Here is a 16,076-nt window from a genome sequence, read left to right on the forward strand (position 1 = left end):
GCCTGTATGAAATCCTACAGATCTTGAACCTGTCCATGTTTGAAACTATCCCTATAAATCAACTACTTACGCCACCATCGCCGGATTCAGACCCGGATTTCGAGCCCGATCAGCTCGCTCTCCTCTGAAGAACGTTGGGACACTACTGATACAAGGTGATGTCGATGGTCCACACACCCGGTTCGGGTAATTGCGGATTTGTCAGTAACCTTTCAATGGACCCTTAAGAAATGTTTATGAATGTCGCGTGAAATTCTTGTTGGTAATTTTCGCGACGAAGAACGATGATTGATTCGCTCTCCTTGGACGGCGCGAAGTTTAAAGTGAGCGACAGGGTTGAAATAATTTCCTTGGCGTAAGTAACTCTGAATTCATTAAAAAAATGCCAGCGATCCAATCTATCAGTAAAAAGACTGACCCAACATATTTACGCAACCATGAACATATGTCCAGGTTGATTGAACAGTTGAGGTCACTTGAGCATCGTGCAGTATTGCGTTCCGCGAAGGCGGCGTCCAATTTCCACTCGCGCGGCAAACTCCTTCCGCGAGAGCGGCTGGCGAACTTGCTAGATCCAGGACAACCATTCCTCGAATTGATGACGCTGGCAGGCTATTGCGGTATCGAGGACACGGATCCAGAGACCAGCATTCCAGGTAGTGCCATCGTTGCTGGTATCGGTTGCGTGTCGGGCGTGGTTTGCATGGTGGTGGTTAACGATGCAGGAATCAGTGCCGGCGCCATGCAGTCGATGACCGCGCTTAAAGTCATCCGATGTCAGGAGATTGCGCTAGCCCACCGGTTGCCGTTCTTGCAGTTGGTGGAAAGCGCCGGGGGTAACCTGAAAAAGTACCGGGTGGAACGTTTCATTAACGGCGGCGGCATGTTCTACAACCTGGCACGGCTGTCGGCGGCCGGTTTGCCCGTCGTGTCGCTGATTCACGGCTCATCCGCTGCCGGGGGGGCCTACTTGCCAGGCCTGTCCGATTACGTGGTGATGGTGCGCAATCAGGCACGTGCTTTCCTTGCGGGACCCGCATTGCTAAAAGCTGCTACTGGTGAGGAGGCGAGCGAAGAAGAGCTGGGTGGGGCCGACATGCACGCCGCCACCTCCGGCCTGGCCGACTATGTGGCCGACGATGACCGTGACGCCATCAGGAAGGTTCGCGACCTGATGTTGGCCATTGGCTGGACCGAGGCGCCCCGCATCGCCAGCTGGAAGATGCCGCGCTACGAGGCGGCCGACCTGCTGGGCCTGATGCCTGCCGATGCCCGCACCCCCGTGGACATGCGCGAGATCATAGCGCGCCTGGTGGACGACTCCGAATTTCACGAATTCAAGCAGATGTATGGCGTGCAAACGGTGTGTGGCTATGCCGCGATTCAAGGCAACCCGGTCGGCGTTCTGACCAACAACGGGCCGCTGGACACTCTGGGCTCGACCAAAGCGGCCGAGTTCATTCAGCTATGCGTTCAACTGAACCGTCCCATCCTGTTTTTGCAGAACATCACCGGCTTCATCGTCGGCAAAGCGCACGAAGAGGCTGGCATGATCAAGCACGGCGCCAAGCTGATTCAGGCGTTGTCCAATGCACCGGTGCCGCGCATCACCATTCTGTGCGGTGCCTCTTATGGCGCGGGCAACTACGGCATGTGTGGACGAGCCTTCAAGCCTGACTTTCTGTTCTCATGGCCCAACGCCAAGACCGCCGTGATGGGGAGCGAACAGGCCGCGATGACCATGCGCATGGTGGCCGAAGGTGCGGCCAAGCGCTCTGGTCGCCCTGTGGCGCAGGCTGAACTGGAAGTCGAAAGCCGCCAGATCACTGAGAACTTTGAGTCCCAGTCCTCTGCCATCTACACCAGCAGCCTGTTGCTTGACGATGGCGTGATTGACCCGCGCGACACCCGTGAAGTCTTAAGCCTCGTGCTGAACACCATCGCGCAAGGAAAAAACCGTACCGTATCGCCGATTCAGTTTGGTGTCGCAAGATTTTAACCAGGAGACAACATGCTTACCCACGAACATATCGCATTACAGGACAGCGTTAGGCAATTGATTGAAAAAGAAATTGACCCTTTTGTTAACGAATGGGAAGCAGCCGAAATTTTCCCGGCGCACCAGGTTTTCAAGAAGCTTGGATCGGCTGGCTTCCTCGGTGTCAACAAGCCTGTCGAGTTTGGCGGCATGGGCCTAGATTACACCTACGAGATCGCATTTTGCGAGGCCATTGGCGCTGTAAGCGCAGGCGGTGTGGGCATGGCCATTGCGGTGCAGACCGACATGGCGACCCCGGCGCTTGCGCGCTTTGGCTCGGACGAACTGCGCGAGCTGTTCCTCAAACCCTCCATCGCGGGCGACTACGTGGTGTGTCTGGGTGTGTCTGAGGCGGGCGCGGGTTCCGATGTGGCCTCGGTCAAGACCACGGCCCGCAAGGATGGAGACGACTACATCATCAACGGCGCCAAAATGTGGATCACCAACGCCCTTCAGGCCGATTGGATGTGCTTGCTGGCCAACACCAGCGACGGCGATCCGCACCGCAACAAATCCCTGATCTGCCTGCCGTTGCGCGAAAACGGCAAGCTCCTGCCGGGCATCACCATGCAGAAGATCAAGAAGGTGGGCATGTGGTCGTCCGACACGGCGCAGGTATTCTTTGACAATGTGCGCGTGCCCCAGCGCTACCGCATTGGCGAAGAGGGCATGGGCTTCACCTACCAGATGCGCCAGTTTCAGGAAGAGCGTTTGAGTGGCGCTACGCGCCGCGTGACGGCACTGCTCAACGTTATCAATGACACGATTGACTACACCCGCGAGCGCAAAGCCTTTGGCAAACCCATCCTGGACAACCAGGTGGTTCACTTTCGCATGGCCGAGCTCAAGACAGAGGTGGAGTTGCTGCGCTCGCTGATCTACCGCGCCGCCCAAGTCCACATGAACAACGGCGATATGACCGAGTTGGCCTCGATGGCCAAGCTCAAGGCCGGCCGGCTGTGTCGCGAAGTTACGGATTCGTGCCTGCAGTACTGGGGTGGCATGGGTTTTACCTGGGAAAACCCGGTGTCGCGCGCCTGGCGTGACCTGCGCTTGATCTCCATCGGGGGTGGGGCCGACGAAGTGATGCTCACCATCATCTGCAAGCACATGGGTATTCTTCCCAAGAAGACAGCGTAATGACAATAAGGGGGATTTTTCCGGAAAACATGACATGAGATTTCACACTGTACTGATCGCCAACCGGGGGGAGATTGCCCTGCGCGTGATGAAAACCGCGCGCCGCTTGGGCTTGCGCACGGTGGCCGTTTACTCGGACGCGGACCGCGATGCCCTGCATGTGCGCGAGGCCGACATGGCCGTGCACATCGGGCCCGCCGACTCGTCCTTGAGTTACCGCAACATCCCCGCCATCCTGATGGCCTGCGCCCGCAGTGGCGCGCAAGCCGTGCATCCCGGCTATGGTTTTCTGTCGGAAAACGCGGAGTTCGCCCAGGCCGTGGTAGACGCCGGACTGACCTTTATTGGCCCATCATCCCGCGTTATCGCGCTGATGGGCAACAAGGCCCAAGCCAAGACGGCGATGCAGGCGGCGGGGGTGCCCACGATTCCCGGCGCACAGGACTGCACCGTGGACGAAGACGTGGTGGCTGCGGTGCGGCGCATCGGCTACCCGGTCATCTTCAAAGCGGCGGCGGGCGGTGGCGGGCGCGGCATGCGCGTGGCTCGAGAAGAGGCTTCACTGCTCAAGAGCTTTCACGAGGCTCAGTCTGAAGCGCTGGGGGCGTTTGGCTCGGACGAAATCATCATTGAACGTGCTATCGAGCGCGCCCGCCACATCGAAATTCAGGTGCTCTGCGATGAGCATGGTCACCACTTGCATCTGGGCGAGCGGGACTGCTCTATGCAGCGCCGTTTTCAAAAGATCATTGAAGAAGCGCCGTCACCAGCCGTGTCGCCGGCCCTGCGCGATGCCATGGGTGCCGTTGCACGCCAGGCTTGCGCGGCGATTGACTATGTGGGAGTGGGCACGCTGGAGTTTTTGCTAGATCCGGACGGTTCGTTCTATTTTATGGAAATGAATACACGTCTGCAGGTCGAGCACGGCGTAACCGAGCTGGTGACCGGTCTGGACCTGGTGGAGCAGCAGATACGCGTGGCCCAGGGAGAGCCGCTGGCGTTCGAACAGCAGGACGTGACCCTGCGCGGCCATGCCATCGAGTTGCGGGTTTGCGCTGAAGACCCAGACGCCGGCTTTGTGCCTCAGGTAGGCCGCGTCGACACTTGGTGCGCGTCGCCCGACATCCGTGTTGACACGGCGCTGGAAAGCCCGATGGTGGTAAGTCCGTACTACGACTCTATGGTCGCAAAGTTTCTGACTTGGGCCCCCAGTCGTGAAGAATGCATTCAAAAACTCAGTCTGGCTTGCGAGAAAACCGTACTGCTCGGCATCAAGACCAACTTGTCGTTTTTGGAGCGCTGCATCAACCACCCGGTGTTCCTGCGCGGCGAGGCGACGACCACGTTCCTGAGCCGGGAAGATCTGCGCGGCGTGCACTGGCAGCGCACACCTTCGCTGCATGCGGCGGTTGGGGGTGCTTTGGCGATCAGCGGCGTGTTCGACACGCTGCGCACCAACGAAGTACGCGGTGCCGCGCAGCGGCCTGCATTCGAGCTTCTGGTGGCGCGCCAAGGCGACGGTGGAACGGCCGTTTTGCCACAGGACGGAGACCCCGTGCGTGTGCGTGTGCGTCCGGTGATTGACGGATTCATGGTGAGCATGGGTTCTGCGTCTGATGAATCCGCAGCGCTTCAAGAGATCAGCGTGACGGATCTGCGCCTGGAGTCCGGCCGCATTGCCTTTGCCGTGGATGGTCTGCGCCGCAGCCTGACGGTTTCACAGCCTGACCTGCAGACGGTTTGGATTCAAGATGGCGCCTCGGCCTGGTGCTACCAGCGTGCAGTCCGCCAGGCGAGCCTCACCAGCGCTACCGCCGGCATGTTGCAGATACGCGCCCCGATGACGGGCAGAGTGATCTCCCTACTCCTGCAATTGGGCGACGAGGTCACGGCTCAACAGACCTTGGCGGTGGTGGAGTCCATGAAGATGGAAATGCCCATCACGGCCACTGTGGGCGGCACGGTTAGCAAGCTCAACACAAGCGCGGGCGAGCAGATCGCCACCGGCCAAATCCTGATGGAAATCACACGAGCATGAACATCTCTATCCACCCCCCCTCCACTGAACGCCGGATACAGATCGGCTGTGCCTCGGGTTTCTGGGGCGATTCCCAGATCGCCGTGCCACAACTGCTGACAAGCCAGACGCTGGACTACATCGTGTTCGACTATCTGGCCGAAACCACGATGTCGATCCTGCAACGGGCGCGCATGCGCAACCCCGAGTTGGGCTACGCCACGGATTTTGTGTCGGTGGCCATCAAGCCCAATCTGCGCGCATTGATGGAGCGCCGCATCCGCCTGGTGTCCAATGCTGGTGGACTTAACCCCGAGAAATGCCGCGATGCGATCCTGGCGTTGGCGCGTGAGCAAGGGCTTGCGCCGAAGATCGCCATCGTCACGGGCGACGATGTGACCGCGCTGGCCGCTGAGTTCCGTGCATGTTCCGACATATTTCCCAGCAAACCAGAGGACGCGGTCGCTGTGCCGGCCTCCCCGCTGTCGGCCAGTGCATACCTGGGCGCGCTGCCGATTGCCGAGGCCTTGCGCACCGGGGCGGATATCGTCATTACCGGGCGCTGTGTGGACAGCGCGCCGTTGGTGGGCATTGCCGCTTACGAGTTTGACTGGTCCTTTGACGACTACGACCGGCTGGCGCAGGCCAGCTTGGCCGGTCACTTGGTGGAATGCGGCCCGCAGGTAACGGGCGGCCTGTTCACAGACTGGGAGACGGTGCCCGACTGGGCCAACATCGGCTATCCGATCGTGAGCCTGGAAAGCAGCGGCGACTTCGAGTTGTACAAACCTCCTGCAACCGGCGGCCTGATCACGCCCGCGACGGTGACCGAGCAACTCGTTTATGAAATCGGTGACCCCGGTGCCTACCCGTTGCCCGATGTGGTGTGCGACTTCCGCCAAGTGAAGATAGCTCTGGTGGGTGTAGACCGAGTGCGTGTGATGGGTGCGCGAGGCTGCCAGCCCTCTGCTGACTACAAGGTTACCGTCACCTACCACCAAGGCTTTCAACTGGCCATCATGATGGCGATTCGCGGCCAGCGCGCGCTGGCCAAGGCGCGGCGAACGGCCGAGGCGCTGCTGGAGCGAACGCGCCTGCAGATGCGACAGAATGGGTTTGACGACTACCGCGACACCCTGGTGGAGTTGCTGGGGGCAGAGTCCATGTACGGCCCCCATGCGCGGGTGACCGAAAGCCGCGAGATCGTGCTGCGTATCGCCGCCCAGCACGAGGATCGCAAGGCGCTGGAATTCTTGCAGAAGGAGGTTGCGTCGGCCGGCATCTCCATGGGGCCGGGTACGCGCAGTCATTTTGGCGGGCGCGCGGACGTGCAGGCCGTTATCCGCACGGCGTCGTTCTACCTGTGCAAGAGCCGGGTTCCCGTGCTGCTGCAGGCGCAGGCCGGGACGGCACCGGTGGAGATTGTGCAAGCGGCGATGCAAGGGGTAGAACGGCAAGGCAAATCTGAGCACGCGCAGCACAACGCCATGCCTCAAGCGCTAACTCCGGGCGCAGACCATGACCCGATTCGCGTGCCCCTGTCACGGCTGGCGCATGCGCGCAGCGGCGACAAAGGTAACGATGCCAACGTAGGGGTGATTGCGCGCAAGCCGGAGTTTTTGCCGGTGCTCATGCGCGAGCTGACCGCGCCCCGCGTAAAGGACTATTTCCGCCACTTGATTGAGGGCGGCGTGACCCGCTTCGAGCTGCCCGGCACCAGTGCACTGAACTTCTTCATGGAAAGTGCGCTGGCGGGCGGTGGTTCCTGCAGTCTGCGCTCTGACCCGCTTGGCAAGTCCTACGCCCAGATGCTGCTAGACCTGGAGGTGGCGTGTCCGCGCGCTCTGTTGCAGGACGGCCACCCGTTTCCAGCGTGGTAACGCTTCGCGCCTTAAGCAGTTGTCGCGTTACCGTTTCATCGTTTCATCGTCAAAACCAAAAGGAGATAAGCATGCAGACAAATCGTAGAGAGTTCATGGCCTTGAGCGCTGGCGCTCTGATGCTAGGCTTGCCCGGGGCCGCGCGCGCGCAGCAGTTGGACAAACCGGTGCGCATCATTGTTGCCTACGCGGCTGGTGGAGCGTCCGACACCATCGCCCGCTACGTGGCCGAGAAGATTACCCAGAAGGTAGGGCATCCGGTGATTGTGGAGAACAGGCCCGGGGCCGATGGCAATATTGCGGCGGAAGCGGTGGCTCGGGCCTCGGCAGACAACAGCTATACGCTGCTGGTATCCGGAGTATCCACGCATGCGGCCAACGCATCGATCTACAAGAAACTGCCGTTCGATCCGGAGCGCGACTTTACGCCGATGACCACCTTGATGAGTTCCCCCTACCTGATGGTGATCAACCCCCAGCGCGTGAAGGTGACCACCTTGAGGGAGTTTGTTGCAAGCGCCAAGGCCGAGTCCAAAGACCTATCCTTCGCCAGTGCTAATGTGGGTGGTCGCGTTGCCGGTGAGCGTTTTCGCGCGCTGGCCCAAATTCAGGCGGTGAACGTGCCCTACAAGTCCAGTCCGCAGGCGATGACGGACCTGCTCGGTGGTCAGTTTGACTTTTACTTCTGCGACACGGTGACGGCCCTGCCCCAGATACAGGCCGGGAAAATCGTCGCATTGGGGGTGTCGGTACGGAACCGCATGTCCATGCTGCCGAATGTGCCAGCGATTGCCGAGTCGGGTTACCCCGATTTTGATGTGTCGTCGTGGATATCCATGTGGAGCGCCGCCTCGGTGCCGGTTGATGTCTCGAACCGCCTGGCCGAATGGGTTAACTCGGCACTGGATAATCCACAAGGACGTGACTTTATAACGAGCAAGGGGCAGTTGCCTTTCCCCGGCTCACCCAGCCAGTTGCGTGCCCTGCAGCGCCGCGATACCGTGGAGTGGGGTAATATTATTCGCTCGGCAGGTATGCAGCAGCCATGACGGTGCATGATGGGTATGATGGGCTGCGTACTTTTTCTCCGGCTCATGCTCAGGTCGGGGAAAACAGTTCGGTGAGTTTGCGGGTGGCGTCACTGCTGTCGTCCATACGGGCGTAGAGCTGGTAGCTGACGGAGGGTAGCGGCGCTAACCCAAGTTCCTGGTCCACCACTTTGAGGTCCGGCGTGAGCATCTCAATCGTTCGCGCCGTGATGCCCAGGCCGGCACGCAAGGCGGCGCGCAGGCCGGTCACGGTGGTGGTCTGAAAAGTCGGGCGCCAGGCCCGATTCTGTGCCTCCAGGCTCTCTAGTGCCATGCGCCGGAACACGCATGGCGAGTCAATCAGAACCAGTGGCAGTGTCGGGCTTTGCAAGTGGTGGGCGCGCGTACCAGAAAGCCAGACCACCGGCGAGGTGCGCAGCACGATGCGGCGAAACTCATCATGGTTTTCCAGGTCGAGCATCAGGTCGATGTCCCCGCGCCGTAGCGCGGACGCCAACCAGCGGCTGCGCCCCACCTTGATTTCGATGCGAAGACTGGGGTAGGTTTCCGCACACAAGGCCAAGTAGTCCGGCAGCAAGGTGTCTACCCCATCCGCACAGGCTCCTAGCTTGACCGGGAAGTCAAATACATCTTGCGCCATGGCACGGCAGGCTTCGTCGTTGAGGCTCATGATGCGCTTGGCATATTCCAGCAGTCGCGCGCCTTGGTCGGTCAGCCGCTTGTTGCGACCGATGCGCACAAACAAGGTGCAGCCCAGAACGGACTCCAGCCGCTGCATCTGCTGCGATACCGCGGCCTGCGAACGAAACACCGTTTCTGCCGCGACAGCAAAGCTCTCGCGCTCCGCCACAGCGGTGAAGGTACGAAGCAGGCCTAGGTCCAGATTACGCAGTCCCATAAGTATTCCTTAACAGTTTTTCCATTTTCCTCCATTTTCTAACTGGTACTGAGTAGCAGACAAGATTAAGATTTTTCCATTGAAAATGAGATTCAAACCAATTGGCCCTGCTGCGGGCACTGCATATGATTCATAAGGCTTACACGGGGTTGCGGGTGCTTGACATCTCACAGGGGATTGCCGGGCCCTATTGCGCGCAGATGCTGCAGCAATTGGGAGCGGAGGTGGTGAAGATTGAGCCACGTGAGGGTGACTGGAGTCGAACCATGGGTCTGGCACGCGGTGGTATGACGGCCATTTCCATCGCCTACAACCGGGGCAAGCGCAGCATCGCGCTGGACGTGCGGCACTCTGAGGGCCTGGCGATTGTGCAAGCGTTGGTCGCCCAATCTGACGTGTTGGTGCAGAGCTTTCGCCCCGGTGTGGCGCAACGCTTGGGCATCGGTTACGAGCAGCTTTCCAGCCACAACCCAAAGCTGGTGTATGTCTCGATCAGTGGCTTCGGCCCGAGTGGGCCCTACCTGACTCGGCCGGCAACCGATTCGGTGGCGCAGGCGATCACTGGTTTTGCCGTAGCCAACGCGGCGGCCGACGGTACGCCCCGTATGACCAAACCCTACATGGCCGACATCAGCTGCGGCATGTATGCCGCCCAGGCGGTGGGTGCCGCGCTGTTTGCTCGGGAGAGGCAGGGCACGGGCGCGCATCTGGACGTGAGCCTGCTGGCCAGCCTGGCGGCCTTGCAAAACATCCTGGTGATTGATCGCCTGTGGGGCGATGGGCATGCTCCCCAAGTTGCGACCACGCCAAAGGCCGCGACAGTGCCCCAAGGCATTTCCCGCACCGCTGACGGACACATCGTTCTGGCGGCATTAAGCGACGCAATGTTCGCGAGCATTTGCGAGTTGCTGGGCCGACCCGAGTGGCTGGCCGATCCGCGCATGGCTACCGCCAGCGACCGACTGCGCGTTGCCGCCGAAATTCAGGCGGGCGTGGCCGACGCGCTGCGCACCCGGACCACGGCAGAGTGGACACGTCGCTTCAGTGCAACCGATGTGTTGTACGCGCAGGTGAATGATTTCAACGATTTTCTGGCCGATCCCCAGGTGGCACACCTGGGCTTGTTGCAGTCGATGTTGCAGCCAACTTCGCAACAAATACCACAGGGCCCGGAGTCTACGGCGCATCAACTCCTGTTTGCCGGCCTTCCCGGTGTCGCACCAGATGCGCGCCCTGCCGGCGAGCGCGCACCACTCCCAGGCGAGCACACGCGGCAAATTTTGCAGGAACTGGCCTACAGCGAGGAACACATTGCCCAGCTTGAGCAAGCTGGCGTAGTTGGCCCATTGGCTCACCAAGCCGATGCTAAAAATGAAGACACCATTCCCACCTATGGCGCCGCCTTCACCTCTATCCCTTCTACTCCGAGAACATGACCACGCCATTACCAAATCCAGACGCCATTGAGGTGTCTAGCAGTCCCGTCCGCGTTGTGTGCCGCAATGGCCTGTGTGAAATCACCTTGAACCATCCAGAGTCGCGCAATGCGCTGGGGGTAGACATGGTGGACGCGCTAACCGCTGCCGTGGCCCACGCCTCGACCGACGCGGAAACTCGAGTGATCCTGATCACCGCTGCTGGCGAGGTCTTCAGCGCTGGCGGCAACCTGAGCAATATGACCGAGCGGTTGGTGGCCCAGCCCGAGGCTGGGGGGGTGGACCCAATCGCCGTCGGCAACCGTCGCTATGGCAAATTTCTGGAACTGTTCAGTGCCTGCCCCAAGCCTACCGTGGTAGCCGTGCGAGGTGCGGCCATGGGCGGCGGCGCGGGCCTGGTATGCGCGGCAGACATTGCTATTGGCATGCAGGGTGCCAGGTTCGGTTTTCCGGAAACAGCCATCGGCCTGGTGCCCGCCCAGATTCTGCCTTTCGTGGCCGCGCGCATCGGCGTGCAGCATGCCCGTCGTTTGATGCTGACGGGCGAACGCATTGGTGCGCAGGAGGCGTTACGTATAGGCATGATCGACTACTTTGTGGATGACCCGCAAACGCTGCAAGACCGGGTGACCAGCATTACGGCCATGATTGCTGGTTGCGGACCTGTCGCGTTGGCCCGAACCAAACAGATGTTACGCACCACGTTCGACATGGAGTCTTGGCAGACAGAGGGCCTGCCCCGTTACTTGGACGCGGCCTCGCAGCTATTTGCCCAGCAAATGCGTACGGAGGCGATTGAGGGTGTGGCCGCCTCGCGCGCGAAACGCCGCCCCAACTGGACCCCTCCCCTGCAAACCGGAGCTTGAGCAAATACATGATGAACAACCAAGTCAATTCGTCCGTCGCAGACACGGACCTGGAGGAAATCCGCACCGCCGTGGCCTCGCAGTGCGGGCGTTTTGACGACGCCTACTGGCTGGCCAAGGACACGGAAGGCGGGTTTCCAGGCGACTTTTATCGGGCCATTGCCGATGCCGGCTGGCTGGGCATTTGCATGCCTCCAGCGTTTGGGGGCTCGGGTCTGGGCATGCGGCACGCGGCCACGTTGGTGCAGACCATTGCGGCGTCGGGTGCCGGCATGTCGGGAGCTTCGGCCATCCACATGAATGTGTTTGGCCTGCAGCCGGTGGTGGTGTTTGGCAGTCCTGAACAGCAGGCACGTATGCTGCCGCCCCTGATCGCCGGGCGCGAGCGCGCTTGCTTTGCCGTGACCGAGCCCAGCGTCGGACTGGACACCACACGCGTGAAAACACGAGCCGTGCGCGAGGGTGACTACTACGTGGTGCACGGACAAAAGGTCTGGATCTCCACAGCGCAAGTGGCCGAGAAAATGCTGCTGCTGGCGCGCACCAAGCCGATAGAGGAATGCGCGCGGCCCCAGCATGGCCTATCGCTGTTCTACACCACGCTGGATCGCGCGAGGGTGGATGTACGGGAAATTCACAAGATGGGGCGCGCTGCGGTGGACTCGAACGAGCTGTTCATTGACGGCCTGCGCATCCCGCTTGAAGACCGCATTGGCGAGGAAGGGCGAGGCTTTGAGTACATCCTCCATGGCATGAATCCCGAGCGCATTCTGATTGCCGCTGAGGCGATTGGCCTGGGCCGTGCTGCGCTGGGCAAGGCCGTGCAGTACGCCAAAGAGCGGGTGGTATTCAATCGCCCGATTGGTATGAACCAGGCCATCCAGCACCCGCTGGCCGAGCGTTGGATGGCCTTGGAGGCGGCGGACCTCATGGTGCAGCGCGCCGCATCGCTGTACGACCTTGGGCAGGAATGCGGCGCGCAGGCCAACGCCGCCAAGTTCCTCGGGGCAGAGGCGGGGTACCAAGCCTGTCTGACGGCAGTAATGACGCATGGCGGCTTTGGCTATGCCAAGGAGTACCACGTGGAGCGTTATCTGCGCGAGTCGCTGATTCCCCGAATTGCGCCGATCAGTCCTCAGATGATCCAGTGCTTTATCGCCGAGAAAGTTCTCGGCCTACCGAAATCCTACTAAGAACATGAACATGTCCGCACTCAATGGCTTAAAAGTTGTCGATCTATCACGTGTGCTGGGTGGTCCATTGTGTGCTCAGATTCTGGGCGACCACGGCGCCAGCGTGATCAAGGTGGAGGGGCCCGACGGGGATGAAACGCGGACCTGGGGTCCACCTTTTCGCGATGGCCAAGCTTCTTATTTTGCGGGCATCAACCGCAACAAACAAACAGTCTGTGTAGATTTGTCGCAGCCTCAGGGCCGTGACGTGGTGCTGCGACTGCTGGAAGATGCCGATGTGTTGATCGAAAATTTCAAGACGGGCACTCTAGAGCGCTGGGGCATGGGCTATCAAGAGATACTCGCTACGCGATTTCCACGCCTGATTCACTGCCGCATCACTGGCTTTGGCGACAGCGGCCCACTGGGTGGCGTGGCGGGTTACGACGCCGCCGTTCAAGCCCTAGCCGGCCTGATGAGCGTCAACGGCGAGCCCGAAGGGCAGCCGACGCGCATGGGTGTGCCCATTGTCGATGTCACAACAGGGCTGAACGCCACCATCGGCATTCTTATTGCTTTGTCAGAGCGTAGCCGGAGTGGGCTTGGGCAGCAAATCGAATCCACGCTGTTCGACAATGCGCTCGCCGCACTCTACCCGCACTCGATCAATTCGCTCTTCACCGGCAAGCCGCCCAAACGCTCCGGCAACGGCCACCCCAACATCGCACCCTACGACAGCTATGCCACGGGCACCGAGCCCATTTTCTTGGCGGTTGGCAACAACGGGCAGTTCGCCCGCATGTGCGTGGCGATTGGGCGCGATGAACTCCCGGGCGACGTACGCTTTGCCACCAACGCCGACCGTGCCGCTCACCGGTTTGAGCTGAAGGCCGAACTTGAGAGAGCATTTAACCGATTTGAGGCGAAGCAACTGTTCACCCTGCTGACCGGGGTGAATGTGCCGTGTGGGGTGATCCACAGCGTGGTGGAAGCATTGGAACATCCCCACACCGTGCACCGTGAAATGATTGCAAAAATTGGTCCGCACTCCGCCGTAGCATCCCCTATCAAGCTCAGCAGAACGCCAGCCAGCTACCGCATTGCGCCGCAGGAGATTGGCGAGTCGACGCGCAGGGTGCTGGGTGAGCATGGGTTTTCTGCGAGCGAGATCGAATCGCTACTGGCCGGAGGCGTTATCCGCCAAGGCGGCTTAGAGATTATCCGTAAATAATGGTTACGTCCAACTTGATCTTTCTGAACGCCATGATTGATGCGGCCGAGTGGTTGAGAGCCAGAAAGCTGCGGTCAAGTTTTTCGTACCGCACCAGCAGTTTTCGGAACCGGTTGAACCAGCTATGCGCCAGGACGGTCGAACGCTTGATCTGGATAGTGGCAAACGTCTGGCTATCCGCCCGCGCTCGGGTGCCGAATTTGTGCCGCTACAGTTGCCGCAGTCGGCGACGGTGGGCGCCGCCGGGCATGATGAAGCCGTGTGCGTGTATCACGAGGAAGGCTTCTTTGGATGCGTGACCGTCTCTAGTTTCAGGTTCGGTCAAGGCCCGGTGGCTCAGGTGTAACGGGCAAGCCGCTCCGCCTCACCCCGCCAGCTTGCCCTGCAACTCGGCCACCGCCTCCGGGTTGACCAGCGAAGACAGGTCACCCGGACTGTCTCCCCGGTACACGGCCCGCACCACGCGGCGCATGATCTTCATGTTGCGCGTCTTGGGCAGGTCGCTGACCAGCAGCACCTGCCTGGGGCGGTAGGAGGCGCCCATGCCATGGACGACCGCCTGCGACAGTTCGGCCTGCAGCGCCGCGTCCGCCGCCACGCCGGGCATGGGCACGCAGACGCAGACGATGGCCGATCCCTTGATCTCGTCGGGCACGCCGATCACGGCCGCCTCCGACACCTTGCCGGTGCCGGTGAGCAGGGTCTCGATCTCTGACGGGCCGGTGCGCTTGCCCGAGACCTTGATCGTGTCGTCGCTGCGCCCGAGGATGTAGAACAGGCCGTCCTCGTCACGCATCGCGAAGTCGCCATGCACCCAGACGCCGGGAATGGTGCGCCAGTAGCTGTCGAGGTAGCGTTGGTCGTCCTGCCACAGGCTCTTGGTGAAGCCGATGTTGGGGTTGCGCAGCACCAGCTCGCCGACCTGGCCCGCGCCGACCGGCTGACCGCTGTCGTCGACGATGTCGACCCCGGCGCCAAGCCCGCGCGCGCCGAACGAGCCCGGCCGCAAGGGGTGGTGCAGGGTGCCGGTGAAATTGCAGCCGCCCACCTCGGTGCCGCCGACGATGTTGAGGAAGGGCAGACGTTCCTTGCAGACGTGCTTGAAGAACCAGCGCCAGGGCGCTTCGGTCCAGGCCTCACCGCCGGAGCAGGTGATGCGCAGCGAGGACAGGTCGTAGCGCTCCACTTCTTCGTCGCCGTAGCGCATCAGGCTGCGGATCAAGGTGGGCGCGACACCCAGGTAGGTGACTTGATGGTCCTGCACCAGGCGCCAGAAGCGGCCCGTGTCGGGAAAGTCGGGCGTGCCCTCGACCACCAGCAGGCTGCCACCGAAATAGCTGGGAATGCAGGCGCACATGGCGCCCACCATCCAGCCCATGTCGCTCATGAAGAAGAAACGATCACTCGGTTTGAAATCGGCGCAGATGTGCATGTCGCGCGTGACCATCGAGCCCAGGAAACTGACGTGCGTCCAGACACAGCCCTTGGGCTTGCCGGTGGTGCCCGAGGTGTAGAGCAGCACGGCCGGCGCATCGGCCTCCATCTCGGCGGTCGGCAGGTCGTGGGGCTGGCCGGCGACCAGCGTGGCCCAGTCGTGGTCGCGTCCCGGCGTCATCGGGCAGGGGGCGGCGTCGCCCAGGTGGCGCAGCACCACCACGTGCTGCACGCTGGGTACCTCGCGCAGCGCTTCGTCCAGCACCGATTTCATGATGCCGGGCGCGCCGCGCCGCCAGGTGCCGTCCACCGTCAGCACCGCCTTGGCTTGCCCGTCGTTCAGGCGGGCGACGATGGGCTGCGGTCCGAAGCCCGAAAACAGGGGCATCAAGACGGCGCCAATCTTCAGTACGGCAAAGAACGCGATGAAGGTCTCCGGCAGGTTGGGCAGGTACAGGCCGACCCGGTCGCCCTGGCCGATGCCCAGCGACTGCAAGGCCCCGGCCAGGCGACACACCTCGGCATCAAACTCGCGGTAGCTCAGGCTCCTGCGGTTTTTCGGGTCTTCGCCTTCCCAGACCAAAAATGTCTGCTCCCACACCGGCGTGCCGCGGTGCCGGTCCAGGCAGTTCAGCACGATGTTGGTGGTGCCGCCGACACACCAGCGCGCCCACTCGATGCCGCGCGAGGTGTCGAGCATCTGCGTGTAGGGCTGGTAAAAGCGGAAGTCGCAGAACTCGAGGACTTCCCGCATCAGCCAGGCCGGATCGGCATCGGCACGAGGGCTCAGGCTCTCGAAGCTGGATTCGCCTACTGTGTGCAGGAATGCCGTGAGGTTTGATTGCGCAATCAGTTCAGGGGTAGGCACCCAATCAAACGGTTGTTTGGTAGAATTCATGCCTGAATCCTATCCGA

At 61.2% G+C, this 16,076-nt stretch carries 11 protein-coding genes and 1 pseudogene; 9 read left to right on the forward strand and 3 right to left on the reverse strand.

From position 1 onward, the window contains the following. Nucleotides 1-382 precede the first annotated feature (382 nt). The 5 genes from B7G52_RS06245 to B7G52_RS06265 all read left to right on the forward strand — a co-directional run bounded on the left by B7G52_RS06245 (nt 383) and on the right by B7G52_RS06265 (nt 8,124). Nucleotides 383-1,999: a carboxyl transferase domain-containing protein gene (locus tag B7G52_RS06245; protein ID WP_096696785.1), complete on the forward strand. Its 1,617-nt coding sequence runs from the start codon at nt 383-385 to the stop codon at nt 1,997-1,999. A 12-nt stretch (nt 2,000-2,011) separates the two neighbouring features. Next, nucleotides 2,012-3,178, forward strand: a complete 1,167-nt coding sequence (locus B7G52_RS06250; protein ID WP_096696786.1) for an acyl-CoA dehydrogenase family protein — start codon at nt 2,012-2,014, stop codon at nt 3,176-3,178. 34 nt (nt 3,179-3,212) lie between these two features. After that, nucleotides 3,213-5,216, forward strand: coding sequence for an acetyl-CoA carboxylase biotin carboxylase subunit (locus B7G52_RS06255; RefSeq protein WP_096696787.1), 2,004 nt, complete (start codon nt 3,213-3,215; stop codon nt 5,214-5,216). Then, nucleotides 5,213-7,075 carry an acyclic terpene utilization AtuA family protein gene (locus B7G52_RS06260; protein WP_096696788.1) on the forward strand — a complete coding sequence of 621 codons (1,863 nt, stop codon included), beginning with the start codon at nt 5,213-5,215 and terminating at the stop codon, nt 7,073-7,075. Before B7G52_RS06255 ends, B7G52_RS06260 begins: the two co-directional genes overlap by 4 nt. A gap of 71 nt (nt 7,076-7,146) precedes the next feature. Continuing rightward, nucleotides 7,147-8,124, forward strand: coding sequence for a tripartite tricarboxylate transporter substrate binding protein (locus tag B7G52_RS06265; protein ID WP_096696789.1), 978 nt, complete (start codon nt 7,147-7,149; stop codon nt 8,122-8,124). A gap of 49 nt (nt 8,125-8,173) precedes the next feature. Here the strand turns inward: B7G52_RS06265 and B7G52_RS06270 are convergent, their stop codons facing one another. Then, the gene (locus tag B7G52_RS06270) at nt 8,174-9,022 is read right to left on the reverse strand and encodes a LysR family transcriptional regulator (RefSeq protein WP_170954689.1); all 849 of its coding nucleotides are present in this window, start codon (nt 9,020-9,022) and stop codon (nt 8,174-8,176) included. Nucleotides 9,023-9,123: 101 nt separating this feature from the next. On the opposite strand from B7G52_RS06270, the gene B7G52_RS06275 reads away from it, so the two are divergent. From B7G52_RS06275 to B7G52_RS06290, 4 genes are read left to right on the forward strand one after another with little or no spacing between them, the layout of a single operon-like run. Next, the gene (locus B7G52_RS06275) at nt 9,124-10,458 is read left to right on the forward strand and encodes a CaiB/BaiF CoA-transferase family protein (protein ID WP_240523343.1); all 1,335 of its coding nucleotides are present in this window, start codon (nt 9,124-9,126) and stop codon (nt 10,456-10,458) included. Next, entirely contained in the window at nt 10,455-11,324 is an 870-nt protein-coding gene (locus tag B7G52_RS06280) for an enoyl-CoA hydratase/isomerase family protein (protein ID WP_096696790.1), read from the forward strand. The genes B7G52_RS06275 and B7G52_RS06280 overlap by 4 nt, the downstream gene beginning before the upstream one ends. A gap of 11 nt (nt 11,325-11,335) precedes the next feature. Then, entirely contained in the window at nt 11,336-12,517 is a 1,182-nt protein-coding gene (locus B7G52_RS06285) for an acyl-CoA dehydrogenase family protein (RefSeq protein ID WP_096696862.1), read from the forward strand. A 10-nt stretch (nt 12,518-12,527) separates the two neighbouring features. Continuing rightward, nucleotides 12,528-13,727 carry a CaiB/BaiF CoA-transferase family protein gene (locus B7G52_RS06290; protein ID WP_096696863.1) on the forward strand — a complete coding sequence of 400 codons (1,200 nt, stop codon included), beginning with the start codon at nt 12,528-12,530 and terminating at the stop codon, nt 13,725-13,727. Here the strand turns inward: B7G52_RS06290 and B7G52_RS24410 are convergent. Both B7G52_RS24410 and B7G52_RS06305 read right to left on the reverse strand, forming a co-directional pair. Continuing rightward, nucleotides 13,714-13,860: pseudogene (locus B7G52_RS24410) on the reverse strand (IS5/IS1182 family transposase); the annotation flags it as partial. The gene B7G52_RS06290 and the pseudogene B7G52_RS24410 sit on opposite strands and share 14 nt — an antisense overlap. A 231-nt stretch (nt 13,861-14,091) precedes the next feature. Then, nucleotides 14,092-16,059, reverse strand: coding sequence for an AMP-binding protein (locus tag B7G52_RS06305; RefSeq protein WP_096696791.1), 1,968 nt, complete (start codon nt 16,057-16,059; stop codon nt 14,092-14,094). Between the last annotated feature and the right edge of the window lie 17 nt (nt 16,060-16,076).

This window comes from Polaromonas sp. AER18D-145 (assembly GCF_002379095.1).
Lineage (GTDB): Bacteria > Pseudomonadota > Gammaproteobacteria > Burkholderiales > Burkholderiaceae_C > Polaromonas.